Below are 22670 nucleotides of genomic sequence, written 5' to 3' on the forward strand. Positions count from 1 at the left end.
ATCCCGAGCGCCTGCAGCACGGGCCGCGATCCCGAGCCGCGATCCCGAACCCGGCACCGGCATCCCGGGCCAGCGGGCGCCGCCCTATTCCTCGCCGTCCTCGAACCGCGCCCGCGCGAAGCCGTAGCCGACGCCGCGCACCGTGCTGATGAGCCCGTCGTGCTCGCCGAGCTTCGCGCGCAGGCGCCGCACATGCACGTCCACCGTCCGCGTGCCGCCGAAATAGTCCGTGCCCCACACCTCGCTGAGCAGCTGCTCCCGGGTGAAGACGCGACCCGGGTGGGCGGCGAGGAAGTGCAGCAGCTCGAACTCCTTATAGGTGAGGTCGAGCGGGCGCCCGAAGAGCCGCGCGGTGAAGTTCGACTCGTCAATGACGACGCCCGCGGCCTGGACCGCGGGCGGAGGCGCTGCTGCCGAGGGCTGCTCGAGCAGGCGGAGGCGCAGCTCGATCTCGGCCGGGCTCGCCGTGGGAAGCAGCAGCTCGCTCACGCCCCACTCCGCGGTGAGGGCGGTCAGGGCGAGTTCCGGCAGGATCACGACCCGAGGCGTCGCAGCGCCGTCGACGAGGCTCAGGCAGGCGGAGCGGGCGCGGCGCGCATCGAGGGTGCCGTCGACCAGGATCGCGTCGAAACGCTCCGCCATCGTCTCGGGAACCCTGAGCGAGAGCGGCGAGGTGCGCACCGCGTGCGGCAGCAGGTCCAGGCCCGGCAGCGAGTCCGCCGGATCGCGATCGGTGAGGCAGAGAAGCTGCATCGAACCGCCTCCTTCACCATTGCTTCGTCCCGGTGCAATAGTACTGTGCGCACTGTTTCGTCCCCGTTTCGTGCGCGTTCCGCGCCCGCCGTCCGCCCGGCCAGAACTCGTCGAGTCCGCACTCTTCCGCCGAGTCCGCGCATTCCTGCGCCACCGAAACGTGCGGACTCGGCGGAAACAGGCGGACTCGGCGGAAATGGGCCGGCTCGGCGGAGGGGCGCGGGCTCGGCGGGTGCGCCGGGTCGGGGTGTGGGAAGATGAGGGGGTGACCGCACCCGACGACGCCCCCGAGATGCCCACGGCGCACTCGTGGCACCTGCCACGGCTGTTCGCCGCGTGGGCCGTCGCCGCGGTGATCGGGGTGCTCGTGACGGTCTTCTTCTCCGGCGACGAGCGCTTCGCCTGGCTCGCCTTCGCCATCGGCCTCAGCACCCTCGTCACCTTCGGCCTGCAGCTCGGCACCGCCCAGCGCGAGGGCTTCATCACGCGGCTCGCATTCAGCGTGGCGGGATCCGTGCTCGTGATCGCCGTGATCGACGTGATCGGCCTGCTGCTGAGCTGATCCCGCGCCTTCCGCCGGCGGCCGCCCCGGCCCGCTCCCGTGTAGACTGGCGGCATGCTTCTCGCGCTTGAACTCTTCTTCCTCGGGCTGCTCGGCCTCGCCGGTGCGGCGATCGCCTGGGTCTCGGGCACCGTGATCTACAAGCTCTACAAGGGCCAGCGCTGATCCCGCGCTCGGGATCGCCGAGCGCCGCATCGTGAATCCCTTTCTCTCCCTGCAGGGAGCCGTGGCCGACCCGGAGACGGGGGTCGCGGCGCACTACGGCGAGCCGCTGCCCGAGCAGCGGGCCCTCGACCGCGGCCTCGCCATCGTCGAGCTCTCGCACCGCGGCGTCGTCGCCGTGGACGGGCCCGACCGCCTGAGCTGGCTGCACTCGATGACGAGCCAGCGCCTCACCGGCCTGGCACCCGGCGAGAGCGTGGAGACGCTGCTGCTCGACCCCAACGGCAGGATCGAGCGGGCGATCAGGCTCGTCGACGACGGTGAGCGCAGCTGGCTGCTCGTCGACGAGGGCTCGGCCGAGCCGCTGGCGGCGTTCCTGACGCGCATGCGCTTCGCGCTGCGGGTCGAGGTCGCCGACGTCTCGGAGCAGTTCTTCGCCGTGCAGGCCTTCGCGGGACCCGCCGCCGAGGCGCTGCGCGACGCCGGGCCGGCGGCCGAGTGGCGCGACCCCTGGGCCGCGGTCGCCCCCGGCGGCGTGCAGTACGCGCGCGGCGAGCACCCGGGCGCCGGGTGGACCGCCTCCCAGTTCGTGTTCCCGCGCGCGCGGGCCGCGGAGCTCGCGCAGCTCGCGAGCGGCGCAGCAGCAGGCCCTTCCGCCGCGGCCTCCGCCGACCCGATCCGCCCCGCCGGGCTGCTCGCGCTCACGGCGCTCGAAGTGCGCGCCTGCCGGCCCGCGCAGCAGGCCGACGTCGACGAGCGCACCATCCCGCACGAGCTCGACTGGCTGCGCACCTCCGTGCACCTCACGAAGGGCTGCTACCGCGGGCAGGAGACGGTCGCGAAGGTCCACAACCTGGGCCACCCGCCGCGCCGCCTCGTGCTGCTGCACCTCGACGGCTCCGGCGGCGAGCTGCCGCCGCCCGGTGCCCTCGTGTACCGGGCAGGGGAGGGGGCGGATGCGCGGCCGGTGGGCCGCGTGACGCGGGCCGCGCTGCACTACGAGTGGGGCGGGATCGCCCTCGCGCTGCTCAAGCGCTCGGTGGCTGAGGATGCGCCGCTCGAGGTGCGGATCGGAGCGGACGCCGCGGATCCCGCCGCCGCGGGGGAGCGGATCGCCGCCACCCAGGAAGTCGTGGTGCCCGCCGACGCGGGTGCCGCCCGCGACGTTCCCCGCCTCCCGCGCCTGTAGCCACCCATAGACTGGGAGTCATGACGAATACGCTGATCCTGCTCCGCCACGGCCAGAGCGAGTGGAACCAGAAGAACCTGTTCACCGGGTGGGTCGATGTGCGCCTCACCGAGCAGGGGCGCAGCGAGGCGGCCCGCGCTGGCGAACTGCTCGCCGAGTCGGGGATGCTGCCCGATGTGCTCCACACCTCGGTGCTCAGCCGCGCGATCCAGACCGCGAACCTGGCCCTCGACAGCGCAGACCGCCTGTGGATCCCGGTGCGTCGCTCCTGGCGACTGAACGAGCGCCACTACGGCGCGCTGCAGGGGCTCGACAAGGCGGAGACGCTGCAGCAGTACGGCGAGGAGCAGTTCATGGAGTGGCGCCGCTCCTTCGACACGCCGCCGCCCGCGCTCGACGACGCCAGCGAGTGGTCCCAGATCGACGATCCCCGCTACGCCGGCATCGACGGGGAGATCCCGCGCACCGAGTGCCTGAAAGACGTCATCGAGCGGCTCGTCCCCTACTGGGAGAGCGAGATCCTCGCGGATCTGCGCGGCGGGAAGACGGTGCTCGTCACCGCGCACGGCAACTCCCTGCGCGCGCTCGTGAAGCACCTGGAGGGCATCTCCGACGAGGACATCGCCGGTCTCAACATCCCGACCGGCATGCCCCTCGTCTACGAGATCGAGGACGACGGCACCGCGACCGGTCCCGGCCGCTACCTCGACCCCGAGGCCGCGGCGGCCGGTGCCGCAGCCGTCGCCGCGCAGGGCAAGTAGGCTCCTCCTCCGCGCGCCCTGCGCCCGCCGGGCGCGCGGAGCGCTGGCCGGCGCCCCTATCGCGAGCGTGTACCTTTCTCGCGAGCGTGTACCTGGATCACCGTGAATAGGGTGCACACTCGTGAGAAAGGTACACGCTGGGACGGGGCCGACGCGGGACGGGGCCGACGCCGGGGGCGGGCCGACGCCGTGTGTCGTTCGGGAAGCCGCGAGCGCGGCGAACGGTCGAGCTAGCGCTCGTCCTCGTCGTCGTTGTACTTGCTCGCGTACTCCGCCCAGGGGTCGTCCTGCTCGCGCTGCTCGGCCTTCCGGGCGAGCTCGCGCTCAAGCTCCGTGAGGTCCGTGTTGGGGCTGAAGTACTTCAACTCCCGTGCGACCTTGGTGTGCTTTGCCTTCTGACGGCCGCGCCCCATGCGTGACCCCCTTACACATTCAGGCCTCGCGGTCACGTACCGCGAGGCAGACCCAATTCCACTAGACGTATGGAGCAGATTCTAGCATGACGCCGCGCGGCCACCGGCCCGCCCACTACGATGAGGGCATGAGTTCGCGGCGTCCCCTCAGGATCGTGCTGATCGCGCTGCTGGTGCTCGCGGTCATCGTGCTCGCGGGCGTGCTCGCGGTGCTGCTGCCGATCCTGACGCACCAGAGCGCAGGCGGATCGGGGCAGCGGGTCCCGCAGGACTTCGCCGCGGAGTCGAGCGCCGAGGGCGCCGACGGCCGCACCCGCACGCTCAGCGTCGAGACCGCCGACGGGCAGCCCGCTGAGCTCGACGCGCTGAACCCCGGCGAGCGTCTCGTCGTGCGCGGCGAGGGCTTCGATTCCGGTATCGGCATATATCTGGCGATCTGCGGGATCCCGGCGTCCCCCGAGGAGAAGCCGGGCCCCTGCCTCGGCGGCATCCCCGAGGGTGCCATGACGGGAGAGGCGGACGAGAGCCTGCTCGCGAGCGCCTGGATCACGAACGACTGGGCCTGGCGCAACTTCGCCACGCACGGCTTCGGCGAGAACGGATCCTTCGAGGTCGAGCTCACCGTTCCCGAGGCGAGCGGCGACGGGATCGACTGCCGGGTCGACCGCTGCGCGATCGCGACCCGCGCCGACCACACCGCCTCCGGCGACCGCGTCCAGGACATGCTCCTGCCGGTCGCCTTCCGTGACTGAGGCCGGCGAGGGGCGCCGGGGCGCCGCCGGCGGGCCGGGGCGCCCGCGGAAGGCTGGTGCGGCCCGGGATCAGCCCGGGATCGCCGCGGCGAGCAGCGTGGCGATCGTGTAGATCGAGAGACCGGCGAGCGATCCGACGACGGTTCCGTTGATCCTGATGAACTGCAGATCCTTGCCCACCTGCAGCTCGATCTTCTCCGCCGCCTCCTGCGCATCCCAGCGCTGCACCGTCTCCGAGACGACGCTCGCGAGATCGTGCCGGTAGCTGCGCACGAGGTGCTCCACCACCCCCATCACCCAGACGTCGATCTTGTACTGCAGGGTGGGGTCGCCGAGGAGGCGGTCGCCGAAGTCGCGAAGCGCGCCGTCGAGGCGGCGTCGCAGCTCGCTGTCCGGCTCGCGCAGCATCCCCTCCAGCGCCGTGCGTGCCGACTCCCAGGTGCTCGCGGCGAGCGCGCGGACGCGCGGGCTGTCGAAGACCTCGCGCTTGAAGCTCTCCACCTGCTCCTGCAGCCCCTCCTGCTCCTGCAGTTCGCGGGCGAGCTCGGAGAGGAAGCGCTGCACGGCGAGCCGGAACGGGTGCTCGGGCTCCGCGGCGACCCGCTGCGCGAAGCGCACCGCCTCGCTGTGCAGGCGGTCGTCGACGAAGCGGTTGACGACGCTGGGCACCCAGCTCGGGAGCCTCGACGAGGCGACCCGGTCGAAGGCGCCGGGGTGCGCGAGGAGCCAGTGCTCGAGGCGGCCGGCCGCGATGTCGATCAGCGCCTCGTGGTGCCCGCCGGCCACGAAGGACTCGGCGGCGCGCCCCAGCAGCGGACTCCACTCCGGCTCGATGACGTGCCGGCGCACCAGCGCCTCGAGCAGTTCCTGCACGTCGTCGTCGCTCACCACCGTCAGCGCCCCCAGCGCCGCGCTCGCGATGAGGGATCCCGCGTGCTCGGCGTTGCGGGGCTGCCGCAGCCACTCGCCGGCGGCCCGCGCGCCGCTGATCGTCGCGAGCTTCTCGTGCACCACCTCGTCGGCCAGGAAGTTCTCCTCGATGAAGGAGCCGAGCCCCTCGCCGATCTCGTCCTTCTTGTTGGAGATCAGGTTCGTGTGCGGGATCGGCAGCCCCAGCGGACGGCGGAAGATCGCCGTCACCGCGAACCAGTCCGCGAGGGCGCCGACCATCCCGCCCTCGGCGGCGGCCCGCACGTAGCCGAGCCACGGCAGGCGATCCTGCAGCGCGAAGGAGACGGCGAACACGACGGCCATGACGAGCAGCAGGCCGAGCGCGATGGCCTGCATCCGCCGCAGCTCGGCGAGGCGCTCGAAGTCGGCGGGCGTGACGGCGCCCAGCGTGCGCGATGCGCGGCGGGCTCGAAGCAGCGGCATTCGAGTATTATCGCGCGAACGGCGCGGCCGTGGGCGGGGTGGCGCGCGTGAGAGAATCGTCGTCATGCAGCTGCTCACGGCGTTCAGCCTGAAGAACCGCGCACTGATCGCCCTGGTGACCATCGTCGCAGCGGTGTTCGGTCTCATCGGCGTGGGATCCCTCAAACAGGAGCTCATGCCATCGGTGCAGTTCCCGACGATCGCGGTCATCACCAGCTACCCGGGCGCATCGCCCGAGGTCGTGAACAACGACGTCTCGGCCCCCATCGAGACCGCGCTGCGCGGCGTGTCACAGCTGGAGGGCACCTCGGCCACCTCCAGCACCGGATCCTCCGTCGTGCTCGCGGAGTTCGCCTACGGCGTCGACCTCGCCGTCACCGAGCAGCGCGTGGAGCGCGCCATCAGCCGCATCTCGCAGTTGCTGCCCGAGCAGGCCGACACGCAGGTGCTCTCGGGCAGCATCGACGACTTCCCCGTCATCCAGATCGCCGTCACCCCGGCGGAGGGGGAGAGTCCCGAGCAGGCCGCGCCGCTGATCGAGCGCGTCGCGATCTCCGAGCTCAGCGACCTTCCCGGCGTGCGCGAGGCCCAGCTCACCGGGGCGAGGACCGACCGCGTCACGATCCAGCCCAACGCCGAGGCGCTCGCCGCGCAGGGCCTGAGCGAGCAGAGCATCGTCGACACCCTGCAGCAGAGCGGCGTGCTCCTCGCGGCAGGCACCGTGGCGGACGGGGATCGCACGCTCGCCGTGCAGGCCGGCTCGGAGCTCGGTTCCGCGGACGAGATCGCGGCCCAGCCCGTGCCGCGCAGCGCCGAGGCCATCGCCGCAGAGCAGGCCGCCGCACAGCAGGCGCAGCCCGCCCTGCCGGGGCAGGCGCCCGAGGCAGAAGCGTCCCCGGCCGCCGCAGTGACGATCGGCGACCTCGCCGAGGTGCGGCTCGAGCCCGGCCCGCAGGAGGGCATCTCGCGGGTCGACGGCGCTCCGGCCCTCACCATCGCCGTCACCAAGACCTCCGCCGCGAACACTGTCGAGGTGTCCCACGCGGTGCAGGAGAAGCTCGACGAGCTCCGCGATCAGCTCGGCGGCGCCGAGCTCACCGTCATCTTCGACCAGGCACCGTACGTGGAGCAGTCGATCGAGACGCTCACCACGGAGGGGCTGCTGGGGCTGGTCTTCGCGGTCCTCGTGATCCTCGTGTTCCTCATGTCGGTGCGCGCCACCCTGGTCACGGCCATCTCGATCCCGACCTCCGTGCTGCTCACGCTCGTCGGCCTCACCTTCGCCGACTACACGCTCAACCTGCTCACCCTCGGCGCGCTCACCATCTCCATCGGCCGTGTCGTCGACGATTCGATCGTGGTCATCGAGAACATCAAGCGCCACCTCGCCGCGGGCGGGGACCGGGCCGCCACCATCATCGAGGCGGTCCGCGAGGTCGGGGGCGCGATCACGGCCTCGACGATCACGACCGTCGCCGTGTTCCTGCCGATGGCCTTCGTGGGCGGCATGGTGGGTGAGCTGTTCCGGCCCTTCGCGCTCACGGTCACGATCGCCCTGCTGGCGTCCCTGCTCGTCGCGCTCACGATCGTGCCGGTGCTCGCCTACTGGTTCCTGCGTCCCGAGCGGCCGAGGCGCCGCCGCTCCGCCGCGGCGAAGGGCGGCATGGCTGCGGACGCCGGAGGGCTGCCCGCCGCCGGGCCCGCCGCGAGCGGTCTTCCGCCGACCGGAGTCCCCGCGGCGGAGCGTCCGGCGACGGAGCTCCCCGCGTCGGAGGCGACCGCGCTGCAGCGCGGCTACCGTCCCGTGATCGAGTGGACGCTGCGGCGTCCGGCCGTGACCCTGCTCGCGGCGGCGCTCGTGTTCGGCGGCACCATCGCGCTCACGCCGCTGCTGAAGACCAACTACATCGGCTCCGACGGGCAGAACAGCATCGGACTCACCCAGACCCTCGCGCCGGGAACGAGCCTGGACGCGCAGCTCGCGCAGGCGGAGCGCGTCGAGGAGGCGCTCCGCTCCGTCGACGAGGTGCGCACCGTGCAGGTGACCATCGGCAGCGCCGGCGGCGTGACCTCGCTCTTCGGCGGCGGCGGCGACGGCACCGTGAGCTACTCCATCACCAGCGATCCCGACGCGGATCAGGCCCGCGTGCAGCAGCGGATCCGCGACGCCGTCGACGGCCTCGACGACGCCGGCGAGTTCGCCATCGCCCAGTCCGGGGGCGGGGCCGTCGCGTCGAGCGCCATCGAGGTCGACGTCGCGGCCCCCGACCAGGAGACGCTGCGGGAGGCCAGCGAGGCGGTGACCGAGCAGCTGCGCGCGGAGCCGGGCCTGCAGCAGGTCGAGAGCGACCTCGGCCAGTCCCGTCCCTTCCTGCGCATCGCCGTCGACCGCGCCGCCGCGGCCGCCGCCGGTCTCACCGAGGCCGCCGTCGCAGGACAGGTGCAGCAGCAGATGCAGCCGCGGCAGATCGGGCAGATCGTCATGGACGCGGACACGGTCGCCGTGTACCTCGCCAGCGGCGTGGCCCCCGAGGACCAGGCGGGCGTCGCCGCCCTCCCGATCCAGACGGTGCTCGGCCCGCAGCGGCTCGACGCGCTCGCCGCCGTCGAGGTGGCCGATGGGCCCGTGAACCTGCACACGGTCGACGGCTCGCGCACCGTCACCGTCTCCGCGCTGCCCGTGGGCGACGACCTGGGCGCCGCGACGGCGGCCGTGCGCGACGCGCTCGCCGCCGTGGAACTGCCGGCGGGGGCGTCCGCGGAGATCGGCGGCGCCAGCTCGCAGCAGAGCGAGGCCTTCCAGCAGCTCGGGATCGCGCTGCTCGCGGCGATCCTCATCGTCTACGTCGTGATGGTCGCCACCTTCCGCAGCCTGCTGCAGCCGCTGCTGCTGCTCGTCTCGGTGCCGTTCGCGGCGACGGGTGCGCTGCTGCTGCTCGTGGCCACCGGGATCCCGCTCGGCGTCGCCTCCCTAATCGGCGTGCTCATGCTCGTCGGCATCGTCGTGACCAACGCCATCGTGCTCATCGACCTCGTGAACCAGTACCGGGAGCGGGGGGAGGCGCTGCGCGACGCGGTGGTGCACGGCTCACTGCAGCGACTGCGGCCCATCGTCATGACCGCGCTCGCGACGATCCTGGCGCTCACGCCGATGGCGCTCGGGATCACGGGGAAGGGCGGGTTCATCTCGCAACCGCTCGCCGTCGTCGTGATCGGTGGCCTGCTGTCGTCGACGGTGCTCACGCTCGTGGTGCTCCCGACCCTCTACTACGCGGTCGAGCACCGGCGCGAGAAGTGGCGCGAGCGTCGTGCCGGATCGAGCCGCGGCCCGGGCGGGCCCGGCACGGACGGATCCGGGGGGCGTGCCGCCGTCGGGCCGCGGCGGCGCGGCATCCGGCGCGGATCGGACGGGGGCGGTGCCGGCCTCGCAACCGCGGGCGCCGTCGGCGCCGTGGGGGCCGCGACCGCCGGTGCCGCGGGGACCGCGGTGATGGCCGCCGCTCCGGTGCCGACGCGTCCGGCGCGTGCGGCGGGGCCGATGCCCGCCGCTGAGCCGGTGCCCGCTGCGGAGCCGGTGCCCGCTGCGGATCATGCCGCCGTGGCCGATGCGGATCATGCCGCCGTGGCCGATGCGGATCATGCCGCCGTGGCCGATGCGGACCCCGTGACCGCGGGGGACGTCGCCGCCGGAGCGGACACCGGCATCGCGGCCGAGGAGGCCGAGCTCGCCCAGGGGGACGAGCCGACGCGCGAGGGCATGGGGACCGAGACGGCGCGCATCTCGCTCGCGCTCGACGAACTCGGATTCACGGGTGAGGAGAACCCGCTGCTCGCCGGGGGCCCGGCGGACCCGCACCCGGCGGACCCGCTGAGCACCCTGCTCGGTGAGAGCGACGAGGCCGCCCGGCAGGACGAACAGCTCGCGCCGCTCGTGCTGCCGGAGCCGCCCGGAGCAGTGCCCGCGGATCCCGCCCCGCAGCACCCGGCCGGTCTTCCCGAAGAGCCCGGCGATGCCGAGAGCAGCGCGGCAGGCGAGACGCCCGGGGCCGGAGGGGAATCCGCTGAGCGGCCGGCCGGCGACACTGCGCCCGCGGCGGCCGCGCAGGACGCCATCGTGGACGCCGCCGCGGACGCCGGAGACGGCGCCGCCCCGCAGCCCGCGGCTACCGCACCCGCGGCGCCGCCCCCGGTGACGGGCGAGCTCGACTGGGAGCAGCTGCTCTGGGAGGCCACGCAGGAGGTCGACGAGCCCGAGCGCGGCTCGCGGCAGGGTGCGGCCAGCGATCCAGGCGCTGACGCCGAGCCGGGCGCTGACCCCGAGCCGGACGCCGGCGCCGGGGAGCGCTGAGGTGGCTCAGCGGGGCAGGCGCGGCTACCGCCCGCCCGCCAACTACGAGCCCGGGCGCAAGCCGAACGCACGCAGACGCTGGAGTGAGCGCGGCGGCCAGCAGGCGCGCGGCGGCGACGCCGGAGCGCGCGCCGAGGCCGCGGCCGGTGGCACGCCCTCCGGTCCCGGGCCGTCCGGGAAGCGTTCCGAGCGCCCCGCCCGGGAGGAGCGGAGCCCGGGCCGCACCGCGGAGGCCGGCGCCCCGCAACGGCAGGGGAGCCCGGCGCCGCTGGACGCGAAGCTCACCACCGCGGCCGATGCGGCGGGGCTCAGCTTCGCCGATCTCGGGCTGGGCGGCAACATCGTGCGCACCCTCGGAGAGCTGGGCGCCGAGCGCCCCTTCCCGGTGCAGGCCGCCACGATCCCCGACGCGATCGCCGGCCGCGACGTCCTCGGACGGGCGCGCACCGGATCCGGCAAGACCATCGCCTTCGGCGCGGCGCTCGTCGAGCGGCTGCTGAAGCTGAAGGCCGAGGGCGCCTTCGCCTCGGATCCCGCCCCCTCGCGCATGCGACCCCGGCGGGGCGAGCGCGCGGAGCGGGCGCCGAAGCGGGCCGCGCGCAAGCCGAAGGCGCTGATCCTCGCCCCCACGCGCGAGCTCGCGCTGCAGATCGACCGCACCGTGCAGCCCATCGCGCGCTCCGTCGGCTTCTACACGGCGCAGCTCGTGGGCGGCGTGCCCATCGACCCCCAGCGGCACGCCCTGGAGCGCGGCGTCGACATCGTGATCGGCACGCCCGGGAGGGTCCGGGATCTCGTGAACCGGCGCACGCTCGATCTGCGCGAGGTGCGGGTGACCGTGATCGACGAGGCCGACCACATGTGCGAGCTGGGCTTCCTCGACGCCGTGCAGTGGACGCTGCGGCAGACGGCGCGCGGTGGGCAGCGACTGCTCTTCTCGGCGACGCTCGACAGTGGCGTGTCCGAGCTGGTGGAGGAGTTCCTCCGCGACCCCGCGGTGCACGAGGCCGAGGAGGCGGCGCCCGGCGAGGTGCGGCACCGGGTGCTGATCGTGCTGCGGGAGCACAAGGACCGGGCGCTCGTCGAACTGGCGTCGCGCCCCGGGCGGACCATGGTGTTCTGCCGCACCCGGGCCTACGCCGAGCGCGTCACCGAGCTGCTCGACGGAGCCGGGCTGCGCGCGGTCCCGCTGCACGGCGACCTCAGCCAGGCCCGGCGCGAGCGGAATCTCGCCCGCTTCGCCTCGGGCGCCGCCTCGGTGCTCGTCGCGACGGACGTCGCGGCGCGCGGCATCCACGTGGACGACGTCGACCTCGTGCTGCAGGCCGATCCGCCCGACGAGCCGAAGGGCTACGTGCACCGCGCGGGCCGTACGGGGCGCGCCGGCAAGGACGGCCTCGTGCTGACCGTGATCCCGCGCACCCGGCAGAAGCGCACTCGCGAACTGCTCGCGGAGGCGGGGATCGCCCCTGAGTTCTTCGGAGACTTCGAACCGGGCGGGGGAGCGCGAGGCGCCTAGAGCATGTCGCCAGGAATGCCGGGCTTGATTTGTGGAGCATCGACAAGGAGCATCCCGGGGTCCGCGCCGGGCGATTGTGGGGAGTCGGGCCCGCGCTTGTAAGTGCCGGTGCTCGCTCCTAGCCTGGCAGCAGTCGGAGGGGACATCTGCGAGAGCGCCCCTCGCACGTCACATCGAAGGAGCAGCGATGAACGACACCCGCACCGCCCCCGAAGCCCGCCTCGACGTCGCCGCCGTCGGCGACGCGCTGCTCGGCCGCTGGAAGGCCGAGCGCCTCGAATCGCGCCGGCTCGCGGAGGATCCGCGCCTGCACACCATTCCCGGCCAGTCGATGGACGATCACCGGGCGCGCGTCCTCGAACAGCTCGGGATCCTGGTCGAAGAAGGGGCGATCCAGCGCGCCTTCCCCGGTGATCTCGGCGGCTCCGACAACCACGGCGGCAACATCGCCGCCTTCCAGGAGCTCGTGCTCGCCGACCCGTCGATGCAGATCAAGAGCGGCGTGCAGTGGGGGCTCTTCGGCGCCGCGATCCTGCACCTCGGCACCCGCACGCACCACGAGAAGTGGCTGCCCGATGTGATGAGCCTGAAGCTGCCCGGCGCCTTCGCCATGACGGAGATCGGGCACGGCTCCGACGTCGCCTCGATCGGCACCACCGCGACGTACGACCCCGAGACCGAGGAGTTCGAGATCCACACCCCGTTCAAGGGGGCCTGGAAGGACTATCTCGGCAACGCCGCCCTCCACGGACAGGCCGCAGTGGTCTTCGCGCAGCTCATCACGCGGGGCGTCAACCACGGCGTGCACGCCTTCTTCGTCCCGATCCGCACCCCCGACGGCGAGATGCTGCCCGGCGTGGGCAGCGAGGACGACGGCGTCAAGGGCGGCCTCAACGGCATCGACAACGGCCGCCTCCACTTCACCCGGGTCCGCGTGCCCCGTGAGAACCTGCTCAACCGCTACGGCGACGTCGCCGCCGACGGCAGCTACTCCTCCGCCATCGAGAGCCCGGGACGGCGCTTCTTCACCATGATCGGCACGCTCGTGCAGGGGCGCGTCTCCCTCGACGGCGCCTCCGTGCGTGCCATGCAGGCGGCGCTCGCCATCGCGATCCGCTACGGCAGCGAGCGCCGGCAGTTCCCCGGGGCGTCCGGGCGCGAGACCGTGCTGCTCGACTACGGACAGCACCAGCGGCGGCTCATCCCGCGGCTCGCGCAGAGCTACGCGATGGCCTTCGCCGACGAGCGGCTGCTGACGATCTTCGACGAGGTGTTCTCGGGCGCGCGCGACACCCCCGAGAATCGCGAAGACCTCGAAACGCTCGCCGCGGCCCTCAAGCCCCTCTCCACCTGGGCGGCCCTCGACACCCTGCAAGAGGCCCGGGAGGCCTGCGGCGGGGCCGGCTTCCTGGCGAAGAACCGCCTCGTCGGGCTGCGCGCGGACCTCGACATCTACGTCACCTTCGAGGGCGACAACAACGTGCTGCTGCAGCTCGTGGGCAAGCGGCTCCTCACCGACTACGCGGCGCAGTTCAAGCCGGGCGACCGGGCGGCGATCGCGAAGGCCGCGGCGGCGCAGCTCGGCGAGCGGGTGAGCCGCTTCGGGCTGCGGCAGATGGGGCAGAGCATCGCCGACCTCGGGCAGGTGTCGCGCTCCGTCGAGAGCCTGCGCAGCACCGAGGCGCAGCGCCAGCTGCTCACCGACCGCGTGCAGACTATGGTCGCCGAAATCGCGCTCGCGCTGCGCGAGGCCACGAAGGGGATCCCGAAGGAGGACCGCCGGGCTCGCGCGATCGCCGGCGAGGAGGCCTTCAACGCCCAGCAGCACAAGCTCATCGAGGCGGCCCGCGCCCACGGCGAGCTGCTGCAGTGGGAGGCCTTCACCGAGGCGATCGAGCGGATCGGCGACGCCGGATCCCGGCAGGTGCTGACCTGGCTGCGCGACCTCTTCGGGCTCGGCATCATCGAGCGCAACGCCGCCTGGTATCTCATCAGCGGCCGGATCTCCGGCCAGCGCGCCGAGGCGCTCACCGCCTACATCGACCGGCTCATCTCCCGGCTGCGCCCGCACGCGCTCGACCTGGTCGAGGCCTTCGGCCTCACGCCCGGCCTGCTGCGCGCCGAGATCGCCACGGGCATCGAGGCCGAGCGGCAGGAGGAGGCGCACGCCTACGTCCAGGAGCAGATCGCGGCCGGCACCTGGCCGATCCACGAGAAGGAACTCCGCAAGCGCGAGCGCTCGGGCGGCACAACGCCGCGCCCCGCCTCCGAGCGCGAACGGGTAGACGCCTAGCGTCGCGCGCCGCGGCCGCGCGCCGCGGCCTGCGGAGGGCCGCTTTCCGCACCGCTGCGCGTAGAGTGAGAGCACCACGGTTCACTTCTCGGAACGGGCGACGCATGACCTTCAACGACAACGCACGGATCGACACGAGCAAGGTCTCCAAGCGCAGCGGGGCCCGCCGAGGCGGACTGATCGCGGGCGGCGGCGGCGCGGTGGTGCTGCTCCTCGCGCTCGGATCGCAGCTGCTCGGCGTCAACCTGCTGCCCTTCGCGCCCGCGGTGGAGGGGCTGATGGGCGACACCGCGCTCACCGGGGAGCGCAGCGAGGCGCTGGCGGGCTGCGAGACCGGGGCGGACGCGAACCAGAACGTCGAGTGCCGCATGGCCGCCACCGCCGACTCGCTCGACCGCTTCTGGGCGGGGCAGATCGACGGCTACCGCTCACCCGCCGACGTTGCCCTCTACGACGTCCAGACCGGTTCGGGCTGCGGCACCGCCTCGTCCTCGACCGGGCCGTTCTACTGCCCGGGCGACGAGACGATCTACCTCGACGTGGCCTTCTTCGACACGCTCCGCAGCGACTACGGCTCCTCGGACGGCTCCCTCGCCCAGATGTACGTGCTCGCACACGAGTGGGGGCATCACATCTCCCAGCTCATCGGCACGCTCCAGCGGGCGGGACGCGAGAGCGGGGCCGACTCCGGTTCGGTCCGCCTCGAACTGCAGGCCGACTGCTTCGCGGGCGCGTGGGTGCGCGACGCCTCCACCGTGACCGACGACGAAGGCGTCCCGCTGCTGCGGCCCGTCACCGAGCAGCAGATCGCCGATGCGCTGAGCGCGGCCGCAGCCGTCGGCGACGACCACATCATGGAGTCGGCGGGCGTCGAGGTGAATCCCGAGCGCTTCACTCACGGCAGTTCGGAGCAGCGTCAGCGCTGGTTCCAGAACGGGTACCGCGGCGGGCCCGAGGCCTGCGACACCTTCGCCGTATCGTCAGCCGAACTGTAGCGGCGGTCCGCGGCGCTGGTGCCGGCGCGGGTGCCGGCGCGGGCACCGCGGCCGGCGCGGCGCGCACGGGCCGCCTCAGCGGCGCTTCCTGGCGCGGCGACGGGCTGCCTTCTCCCGCTCGGCCTTCTCCCGGGCCGCGGCGAGCTGGGCGCCGCGCGAGTTCGGCTTCAGCTTCGGCTGCTTGCGGGCGGGCTGCTGCGCCGCCGGCGCCTGAGCGCGGGCGGCGCTCGCGCGCTCGCCGCTCCGCGATCCCGAGCCGCCCCGGCCGGAGGCGCCCCCGCCGGCCGCGCCGGGAGGAGCGCCCGCCCCGGGCCGCGAGCTGCGGGCGGTGCGACCCCGCATGATCCCGGCGAGCTGCTGAACCGCATCGTCGTCGCGCTCCACCGCCCAGCTCGCCCACACCTCGGTCTGCGCGAGCGCCGGCTCGCCGGTCACGGGCAGCACCGCGTGATCCCGCTTCCTCGCCAGGTGCCGCGCCAGGGGCAGTGGCAGCAGGACGGCCCCGGCGCCGCTCGCCACCAGCTCCAGGGCGGCAGCCGCGTCGGCGGGCATCCACGCGGGATCCTCCCACCGCTGCGGGGCGGGCCACGCTGCGGCGTGGTCGGGGTGGTCGAGCAGGGTGAAGAGCGCGAGATCGGCGGGGGAGACGCTTCCCGCGTCCGCGAGGGGATGCTCGGCGTGGACGACCAGCGCCACCGCCTCGGCGTACAGGCGCAGCGCGTGGCGGCTGCGCTCGGCGCCGGCTGCGCCGGCCGGGATGTCGCCGGGCCGCGTGCGCTCGATCACCACGTCGATCCCGCTCACGTCGATCCCGCTCACGTCGGTCCCGCTCGCGTCGTGCAGCGGATCCGCGCCCACACCCCGGCCGAAGCTCACCTCGAGCGCCACCAGCTCGAGCGGCTCGCCGCCGGCCTGCCGCCACCGCTTCGCCCACTTGCCGGGCGCCGTGCCGCGCGCGAAACCGAGTCGCAGGGGAGCGGCCGCGGTGGACCGCGCCGGGGCGTCCGCCTCCGCCGGGGGATCCGCCTCCGCCGGGCGCTCCCGCGCCGCCTGCCGCCTGCGCCCGGGAAGCTCGGCGGCCTCCGGGAGTCCCGGGGGTTCTGGCTGCTCGGGGTGGCTCGGCTGCTCCGGCAGCTCGGGGTGCTCGCTCACAGCGCGACCTCCGCGTAGATCTCGTGGGTGTAGGGCAGGCGCGCCGCGGAGAGCGCGATGCGGTACTCGTCGGGCGCGGTGACGTGCCGCAGCGGCGTGCCCTCGTCCCGGTAGTGCGGGAGGGCGAGCCGCGCGTGCCCTTGCGGCGGCAGCCCGCTCGCGGGCACCACCCGCCACCACGGCACCGCGTGACCGAAGAGCGCCATCACCCGGCCGACCGCGCGCGGCGCCTGCGAGCCGAGCGCCAGCGCGACATCGCCGTAGGTCATCACGCGCCCGGAGGGGATGCGCCGCACCACGGTGAGCACCTGCTCCGCGAACTCCTCCGACACCATGCCCCCAGCTTATGCCCGCGCCTCAGCCGAGGGAGGAGACGCCGAGCAGCATGCCCACGGCGTAGGTGGCTGCGACGGCGACGCCGCCGAGCACGAGCTGCCGCACCGCACCCGCGAGCCAGCTCCGCCGGGTGATGCCCGCAGCGATCCCGCCCGCCAGCAGCAGGCCGGCGCCGCCGAAGGCGAGCCCCCACCACAGGGTGCCGAAGCCGAACAGGAAGGGCAGGATCGGGATCAGCGCGCCGATCGCGAAGGCCACGAACGACGAGACCGCCGCCACCCAGGGCGAGGGGCGGTCCTCGGGGGTCAGCGCCAGCTCGTGCGCGAGATGCACGCGCACCGCCTGCTCGCTGTTCGCGTGCACCTGGCCCGCCGCCACCTCGGCGACGTCCTGCTCCATGCCGAGCCGCGCGAACAGCGCCGCCAGCTCCGCCTGCTCGCCCGCCGGGTTGCGCCGGTGCGCCTCCTGCTCGGTGCGCACCTCCTTGTCGAGCTGCTCGTTCGCCGTGCGGACCGAGGTGAACTCGCCCAGCGCCATCGACGCGGCCCCCGCGACGAGACCCGAGACGCCGGTGATCGCCACGATGCCCGGCGAGGCGCCGGCCGCGGCGATGCCCGCGATGAGGCCCACATTCGACACGAGCCCGTCCATCGCGCCGAAGACGCTGGCGCGCAGCCACCCCGAGGAGACATCGGCGTGGCGGTGGTCGTACTCGTGGGGCTTGGAGATGTCGATGTCGTTCATGTTCGCCTCTGTGACAGTGGGTCGTGCGGGGTGCGCCCGGGTGCGGGCGGAGCCTTCGTGGCAGGAACTCAGGCGGCGGCCGGGCGCGGGGAGGCGCCCGGCCGCGCGCTCCGCGTCCGGGCACGATCAGTCACGTTAGCCGCTTTCGGGCGAGAGGGAGAAGCCCGCTCTGCGCCTCGCCGCGGCGCACCCGCGAGTTCGCCGCCCCGAACTCCGGGGGACCGGGCCGTCGCGGTGCCGCCGGGCCGCTACCCCGGCGGTTCGAGCGCGAGCACATCGCCGCGCCAGCGTGCGCGCAGCCAGCGGTCGTGAGTGGCGATTACGAGCGCTCCCGGGAAGGTGCCGAGCGCCGCCTCCAGCTCTTCGACGAGGGTGAGCGAGAGGTGGTTGCTGGGCTCGTCGAGCAGGAGCAGGGGAGGGGGATCGGCGACGAGCGCTGCGAGGGCGAGGCGGCGGCGCTGCCCCACGCTCAGGGCGCCGACGGGACGATCGAGGTCGCGCCGCGCGAGCAGCCCCGTGGAGCCGAGAGGCACCTCATCCGCTCGCTCCTCGCCGACCGCCGTGCGGAACACCGCCGCGGCCGTGAGCGAGGGATCCGCGAAGCCGACCTCCTGGGGCAGGTAGCCGATGCGCACCGCCTCCGCTGCGGCGCCGCGGTGCACGGCGCCGCGGTGCGGACGCAGCTCTCCGGCGAGGATCGCGAGCAGCGTCGACTTGCCCGCGCCGTTCGGGCCGGTGAGCATGAGCCGGTGGCCGGGCGGGATCGTGAGCGTGGTCTCCCGCAGGCGGCCGGGCACGGCGACGGCCTCCGCGCGCAGCAGCGGCGCTGCGGTGCCGGGAGCCGCGCCCGGTCCTGGAGCCCGCACCGCGTCCGCCCCGCCGCCGGCGAAGCCACCGAAGCGCAGCGGCTCGGGCGGGCGCCGCACCCGCTCGCGCTCGAGCGCGTCGAGGCGCACGCGGGCGTTGCGCGCCCGGCGGGCGGTCACGCGCGCATCCTTGTCGGCGTAGAACTTGCGGGTGATCTTCGCCTCCGATTTCGACTCGTGCTTGCGGTTGACCTCGCGAGCCCCCACCTCGATCTCGTGGATCAGCCGCTCCCGCTCGGCGAGCTCGGCGGCGTAGCGCTGCCGCCAGCGCTCCAGCTCGGCCTGCCGGGCCGAGCGAGCGGCCGAGTAGCCGAGGCCCCACATGCGTGCGCCGAGCCCGGATCCGGTGTCGTCGGTGCTGGCCGTCTCATAGCCCGCGTGCGCCGGGCGCGCAGGTGGCGCCGCGGCGGCGTGGTCCGTGCCCTCCGTGCCCTCCGTGCCCTCCGTGCCGCCCGCGTCGGCCGCGTCGGCCGCTCCGGCCGCGTCCGCGAGCACGCTCGCCGGGACCGGCAGCGGGTCGAGATCCAGGATCCGCGTCGTCACCGCGTCGAGCAGTGCCCGGTCGTGACTCGCCACGATCACGATGCCTGGCCAGCCCGCGAGCACCCCCTCGAGGTAGGCGGCGGAGGCGTCGTCGAGGTGGTTGGAAGGCTCGTCGAGCAGCAGGGTGTGCGGGGCGCGCAGCAGCAGGGCCGCGAGGGCGAGGCGCAGCCGCTGGCCGCCGGAGAGCTCGCCGACGGCGCGCTGCGGGGAGATGCCGCCGAGCCCGAGTCCGCTGAGCATCTCGCCGCGCTGCGCCTCCGCGGACCAGGCGTCCGTGCGCTCGGCCGCTTCGAGCGCCTCGGCGTAGGCCTCCGCGGTGGCGGGGTCTTCGGGGTGCGCCGCGAGACGCTCCCCGAGCGCGGCGATGGCGGCGAGCCCGTCGAGCTGCGCCCGCTGGGCCTCGTCGAGCACGGCGGCGAGCGTGGCGCCCGGGGGATGCGGCAGCTCCTGGGCGAGCAGCCCGACGCTGCCGGGCAGGAACACGGTCCCGCGATCCGGCCGCAGCTCCCCGGCCAGGATGCGCAGCAGTGTCGACTTGCCGGTGCCGTTCTCCCCGATCAGGCCGATGCGGTCGCCGGGAGCTGCGGCGAAGGTGATGTCGCTGAGCACCCGGCGGTCCGGGAAGGCGTGCGAGACGCCCTCGACGGCGAGGTGCGTGCGGTGCGTGGCGCCGGTGTCACGGGTGGCCGCGCGGGCGGCGGCGGGCAAGGGGGCGGCACGGGCGCGTAGGCTGTGGGGTGCGGGGGCGCGGTGCCGTCGCGGGGAGGCGGGATGGCGATGAGCGAGGCGACGGGCAGGCTGCAGCGCACGGAGCGGGGGGTCGACCTGGTGCTCGTGCGATCGCTCGCCCTGCCGCTCGACGAGGCCTGGGCCGCGATCACCGAGTCCGAGTGGACCGAGCGCTGGTTCGGGCCGTGGGAGGGCGACGCGAGACCCGGCGGCAGCGTGCGGGTGCGCATGCGCTTCGAGGACCACGAACCCGCGATCCGGATCCGGATCGTCGCCTGCGAAGCGCCGTATCGGCTCGCCGTCGAGGCGGAGGAAGAGGTCGGCGGCTGGAAGCTCGAGCTGCATCTCGACGAGGACGGCGAAGAGGACTCGCTGCTGCGCTTCGTGCACCACCTCGACGCGGAGGGGCTTGCAGGGATCGGGGAGATCGGGCCCGGCTGGGAGTACTACCTCGATCTGCTCGTCGCCGCGACCGAGGACACCGAGCGTCCCGGCTTCGACCAGTACTACCCGGCGCTGCGGGAAGCGTACCTGTCGCAGCAGCCCTGAGGGCCTGCGAACCCGCGCGCCTACTTCTTCGCGCCGATCAGCAGCGCGATCCCGAGCACCCCGAACAGCGGCCGGTACCAGCGCCGGTCGAGCTCACGGAAGCGCTTGCCCGGCTCGGGCAGTCCCAGCGCTGCCAGCGCGGCATCGCCGCCGACCGCGGCCCGGGTGAGCAGACCCAGGCCCATGAGGCGGCGCAAGCCCACCACCGCGCGGCCCTCGCCGAGTCCGCCCGCGGCGATCGCGCCCCCGGCGACGGCGGCGGCGGCCACGCCCCAGGTGGCGTCCGCGTCGGGCAGCCCCTTCGCGCTTCCCACCACGGCCTTGCTCAGGCGCTTCGAGTTCTTCTCGGGCCAGGAGGATCCCGAGGCCCAGATGGCGTGCAGCACGCCCGCCCCGGTGAGCCCGGCCCAGCCGACCAGTCTTGCGATTCCTGTCACCCTAGCCATGCGTCCACACTAACCCGGAAGCGGCGCTCGCGCGCGGGGTTCCCGTCGCGCCGGGGCTCTGCTAGTCCGCGGCGGGACGCGGCGGGCAGACCATGTGGGTGGGCCGGCCCGGGCCGCCGCGGTCGATCCGATGGTCCTTCATGGACTGCCCGCAGACGGGGCACTTCGGATCGGCGGGCGCGACGTAGGCGGGCTCCCCGCGCTCGCCGAGCTGCGAGGGGCCCTCGATCTGGTAGAGGAAGCGCTGCACGGCCGCGTAGAAGCCGGGAACGCCGTCGTAGGGGCTCTTGTGCCAGAGCTGCCGTTTCCGCTTTTGTTTGCCCACAAATGAAACCCTAGCACAGTCATTTGTGTACAAACGAGTTACGATGGGGGCATGGATCCGCTGCCCGAAGACGCCCTCGAACTCGACCGGCAGGTGTGCTTCGCGCTCGCCGTCGCCAGCCGCGGGGTGATCGGGGTGTACCGCAGCATCCTCGAACCGCTCGGCCTCACCCACCCGCAGTACCTCGTCATGCTCGCGCTGTGGGGCGACGCTCCGCTGCGCTTTCGCGAGCTCGCCGATACGCTCCGGCTCGATCCCGCGACCCTCTCGCCCATCGTGAAACGGCTGGAGCAGTCCGGCCTCATCGAGCGCGCTCCCGTCGAGGGCGACGAGCGCACCTTCGCCCTCTCGCCCACCGCGCAGGGGTGGGAGCTGCGCGAGCGCGCCCTCGCCGTTCCGCCCGCCGTGATCGAGCGCCTCGGCATGCCCGTCGAGCGGCTCATGGCGCTGCGCGACGAGCTCGCCGAGGTGATCGCGGCGGTCGACCGGGCGGGGGCGTAGGCGGCCCCCGGCTCCGGTTGCGGGATCCGGATCGGGGCCGGCTCCGGTTCCGGGATCCTGATCGGGCCCGGCACCGGTTGCAAGATGCGGATCGGGGCCGGCTCCGGACGACCTCCGGGATCACTACCCTTGACGACATGGACGTGACAGCGGAGGTCGAGGAGTTCTGGCGGGCGCGACGGGCGGAGAACCCCGCCCTGCCCGAGGCACTGCCGGAGGTGTGGTCCTTCGGCGCGACGCCCGAGCACGCCGACGCGCTGCTCGAACTGGTGCTCGCGGGGATCAAGACCGGCACCGCGTCCTCGCTCTGGGACTACGAGGCGAGCGGAGAGCCCGTCCCCGCCGTCGGCGATCTGAGCGTGATCCTCGACGGCGCCGGATCTCCCCGGGCCGTGCTCGAGACCACCGCCATCGAGATCGTCCCCTTCGACGAGGTGAGCGCCGAGCATGCCCACTCGGAGGGCGAGGACGACCGCACCCTGGCGAGCTGGCGGGAGGTGCACGAGCGCTACTGGCGCACGCACTCCGAGAACCCGCGCGGCTTCGAAGCCGACATGCCGGTCATCTGCGAGCGTTTCCGGCTGCTGCATCCGCGGGCAGATCGGGGATGAGCCGCTTGCCGAGCGAGACGACATCGTCGACGGCGTAGCCGAGATGCTCGTAGAAGTCGATGACGCGCGCGTTGCCGCTGCGGACCTGCAGCGACACCTTGGGGCAGCCGCGTGCGTGCAGCTCGCGCTCCACGCGCTCGACGAGGGCGCGCCCGATCCCGAGGCCGCGCGCGTCCTGCGCCGCCGCGAGGTAGTTCATCCAGCCGCGGTGCCCCTCGTAGCCCGCCATCACCGATCCGACGATCCGCCCCTCGGCGTCCTCCGCGACGAGGAACAGCTCGGGCTGCACCGTCGCCTTGCGCGCGATGTCCCGATGCGGATCGTTCCAGGGCCGGGTCAGTCCGGCCTCCTCCCACAGGGCGACGACGGCTTCGGTGTCAGCGGGAACGAAAGCGCGGATCCTCATCCCCTCATTCTGTCAGCCGTGCGGACCGGGCACTTCGCTCGTCCCTACTCGCGGGAGAGGTGCAGGACCGGGTACGGCCGCCCGTCGCCGTCGAGCGCGCTGCGCCCCGTCTGCGCGAAACCTCGGCTGAGATAGAAGCCGGTCGCGCCGGGGTTCTGCTCGTTGACGTCGACGCGGACGACGCCGTGGCGGGTGATCGCCGCGTCGAGCAGGGCGGAGCCGACGCCCGTGCCGCGGGCATCGGCCTCGACGAACAGCATTTCCAGGGCATCCCCGGCGACACCAGCGAAGCCGACGAGCTACCTGCCCGCCGTCACCCTGCCTCTCTCCTATACACATCT

General features: G+C 73.7%; 21 protein-coding genes and 2 pseudogenes. 11 read left to right on the top strand and 12 right to left on the bottom strand.

Features of this window, described 5'->3' with window-relative positions:
• Window positions 1–84 precede the first annotated feature (84 nt).
• The gene (locus B4915_RS05865) at window positions 85–753 is read right to left on the bottom strand and encodes a winged helix-turn-helix transcriptional regulator (RefSeq protein WP_105804902.1); all 669 of its coding nucleotides are present in this window, start codon (window positions 751–753) and stop codon (window positions 85–87) included.
• 265 nt (window positions 754–1018) lie between these two features.
• Here B4915_RS05865 and B4915_RS05870 point away from each other — a divergent pair, with 265 nt between their 5' ends.
• The 3 genes from B4915_RS05870 to B4915_RS05880 all read left to right on the top strand — a co-directional run bounded on the left by B4915_RS05870 (window position 1019) and on the right by B4915_RS05880 (window position 3427).
• Window positions 1019–1315 carry a hypothetical protein gene (locus tag B4915_RS05870; RefSeq protein ID WP_245907363.1) on the top strand — a complete coding sequence of 99 codons (297 nt, stop codon included), beginning with the start codon at window positions 1019–1021 and terminating at the stop codon, window positions 1313–1315.
• 196 nt (window positions 1316–1511) lie between these two features.
• Entirely contained in the window at window positions 1512–2666 is a 1155-nt protein-coding gene (ygfZ, locus tag B4915_RS05875; RefSeq protein ID WP_105804903.1) for a CAF17-like 4Fe-4S cluster assembly/insertion protein YgfZ, read from the top strand.
• A 20-nt stretch (window positions 2667–2686) separates the two neighbouring features.
• On the top strand, window positions 2687–3427 hold the full coding sequence (locus B4915_RS05880; protein WP_105804904.1) for a phosphoglyceromutase: 741 nt from the start codon (window positions 2687–2689) through the stop codon (window positions 3425–3427).
• Between the two features lie 230 nt (window positions 3428–3657).
• On the opposite strand, the gene B4915_RS05885 is transcribed toward B4915_RS05880, so the two are convergent.
• Window positions 3658–3840, bottom strand: coding sequence for a DUF3073 domain-containing protein (locus B4915_RS05885; RefSeq protein WP_105804905.1), 183 nt, complete (start codon window positions 3838–3840; stop codon window positions 3658–3660).
• A gap of 128 nt (window positions 3841–3968) precedes the next feature.
• On the opposite strand from B4915_RS05885, the gene B4915_RS05890 reads away from it, so the two are divergent.
• Window positions 3969–4592, top strand: coding sequence for a hypothetical protein (locus B4915_RS05890; RefSeq protein WP_105804906.1), 624 nt, complete (start codon window positions 3969–3971; stop codon window positions 4590–4592).
• Between the two features lie 69 nt (window positions 4593–4661).
• Here B4915_RS05890 and B4915_RS05895 read toward each other — a convergent pair whose 3' ends face one another.
• Complete coding sequence (locus B4915_RS05895) at window positions 4662–5966, bottom strand: DUF445 domain-containing protein (protein ID WP_105804907.1); 1305 nt, start codon at window positions 5964–5966, stop codon at window positions 4662–4664.
• 64 nt (window positions 5967–6030) lie between these two features.
• Between B4915_RS05895 and B4915_RS05900 the strand changes: the two genes are divergently transcribed.
• The 4 genes from B4915_RS05900 to ypfJ all read left to right on the top strand — a co-directional run bounded on the left by B4915_RS05900 (window position 6031) and on the right by ypfJ (window position 15121).
• Window positions 6031–10314: an efflux RND transporter permease subunit gene (locus B4915_RS05900; RefSeq protein WP_105804908.1), complete on the top strand. Its 4284-nt coding sequence runs from the start codon at window positions 6031–6033 to the stop codon at window positions 10312–10314.
• A gap of 1 nt (window position 10315) precedes the next feature.
• Window positions 10316–11833 carry a DEAD/DEAH box helicase gene (locus tag B4915_RS05905; RefSeq protein ID WP_105804933.1) on the top strand — a complete coding sequence of 506 codons (1518 nt, stop codon included), beginning with the start codon at window positions 10316–10318 and terminating at the stop codon, window positions 11831–11833.
• Between the two features lie 187 nt (window positions 11834–12020).
• A complete protein-coding gene (locus tag B4915_RS05910) occupies window positions 12021–14126 on the top strand; it encodes an acyl-CoA dehydrogenase family protein (protein WP_105804909.1) in 2106 nt (701 codons plus the stop codon).
• Between the two features lie 104 nt (window positions 14127–14230).
• On the top strand, window positions 14231–15121 hold the full coding sequence (gene ypfJ, locus B4915_RS05915; protein WP_105804910.1) for a KPN_02809 family neutral zinc metallopeptidase: 891 nt from the start codon (window positions 14231–14233) through the stop codon (window positions 15119–15121).
• Between the two features lie 75 nt (window positions 15122–15196).
• Here ypfJ and B4915_RS05920 read toward each other — a convergent pair whose 3' ends face one another.
• The 5 genes and pseudogenes from B4915_RS05920 to B4915_RS15085 form a co-directional block, all read right to left on the bottom strand.
• On the bottom strand, window positions 15197–16273 hold the full coding sequence (locus B4915_RS05920) for a LysR substrate-binding domain-containing protein (RefSeq protein WP_245907365.1): 1077 nt from the start codon (window positions 16271–16273) through the stop codon (window positions 15197–15199).
• Window positions 16270–16608 carry an MGMT family protein gene (locus B4915_RS05925; protein WP_105804911.1) on the bottom strand — a complete coding sequence of 113 codons (339 nt, stop codon included), beginning with the start codon at window positions 16606–16608 and terminating at the stop codon, window positions 16270–16272. Before B4915_RS05925 ends, B4915_RS05920 begins: the two co-directional genes overlap by 4 nt.
• A gap of 22 nt (window positions 16609–16630) precedes the next feature.
• On the bottom strand, window positions 16631–17353 hold the full coding sequence (locus tag B4915_RS05930) for a VIT1/CCC1 transporter family protein (RefSeq protein WP_105804912.1): 723 nt from the start codon (window positions 17351–17353) through the stop codon (window positions 16631–16633).
• Between the two features lie 248 nt (window positions 17354–17601).
• Window positions 17602–18543, bottom strand: a complete 942-nt coding sequence (locus tag B4915_RS15080) for an ATP-binding cassette domain-containing protein (RefSeq protein ID WP_425436322.1) — start codon at window positions 18541–18543, stop codon at window positions 17602–17604.
• Between the two features lie 189 nt (window positions 18544–18732).
• A pseudogene (locus B4915_RS15085) lies at window positions 18733–19371 on the bottom strand (ATP-binding cassette domain-containing protein); the annotation flags it as partial.
• 168 nt (window positions 19372–19539) lie between these two features.
• On the opposite strand from B4915_RS15085, the gene B4915_RS05940 reads away from it, so the two are divergent.
• Window positions 19540–20040, top strand: a complete 501-nt coding sequence (locus B4915_RS05940) for an SRPBCC family protein (protein WP_105804935.1) — start codon at window positions 19540–19542, stop codon at window positions 20038–20040.
• Window positions 20041–20060: 20 nt separating this feature from the next.
• On the opposite strand, the gene B4915_RS05945 is transcribed toward B4915_RS05940, so the two are convergent.
• Both B4915_RS05945 and B4915_RS05950 read right to left on the bottom strand, forming a co-directional pair.
• On the bottom strand, window positions 20061–20486 hold the full coding sequence (locus B4915_RS05945) for a DUF3995 domain-containing protein (RefSeq protein ID WP_105804914.1): 426 nt from the start codon (window positions 20484–20486) through the stop codon (window positions 20061–20063).
• A gap of 61 nt (window positions 20487–20547) precedes the next feature.
• The gene (locus B4915_RS05950; RefSeq protein WP_105804915.1) at window positions 20548–20811 is read right to left on the bottom strand and encodes a hypothetical protein; all 264 of its coding nucleotides are present in this window, start codon (window positions 20809–20811) and stop codon (window positions 20548–20550) included.
• 51 nt (window positions 20812–20862) lie between these two features.
• Between B4915_RS05950 and B4915_RS05955 the strand changes: the two genes are divergently transcribed.
• On the top strand, window positions 20863–21312 hold the full coding sequence (locus B4915_RS05955) for a MarR family winged helix-turn-helix transcriptional regulator (RefSeq protein ID WP_105804916.1): 450 nt from the start codon (window positions 20863–20865) through the stop codon (window positions 21310–21312).
• Between the two features lie 137 nt (window positions 21313–21449).
• A complete protein-coding gene (locus B4915_RS05960) occupies window positions 21450–21923 on the top strand; it encodes an ASCH domain-containing protein (RefSeq protein WP_105804917.1) in 474 nt (157 codons plus the stop codon).
• Here the strand turns inward: B4915_RS05960 and B4915_RS05965 are convergent.
• Together B4915_RS05965 and B4915_RS05970 are read right to left on the bottom strand one after the other, a co-directional pair.
• Entirely contained in the window at window positions 21874–22329 is a 456-nt protein-coding gene (locus tag B4915_RS05965) for a GNAT family acetyltransferase (RefSeq protein ID WP_105804918.1), read from the bottom strand. The two genes, B4915_RS05960 and B4915_RS05965, sit on opposite strands and share 50 nt — an antisense overlap.
• 44 nt (window positions 22330–22373) lie before the next feature.
• Window positions 22374–22613, bottom strand: a pseudogene (locus B4915_RS05970) (GNAT family N-acetyltransferase); the annotation flags it as partial.
• Between the last annotated feature and the right edge of the window lie 57 nt (window positions 22614–22670).

Origin of the sequence: Leucobacter massiliensis (assembly GCF_002982315.1) — a bacterium.
GTDB lineage: Bacteria > Actinomycetota > Actinomycetes > Actinomycetales > Microbacteriaceae > Leucobacter > Leucobacter massiliensis.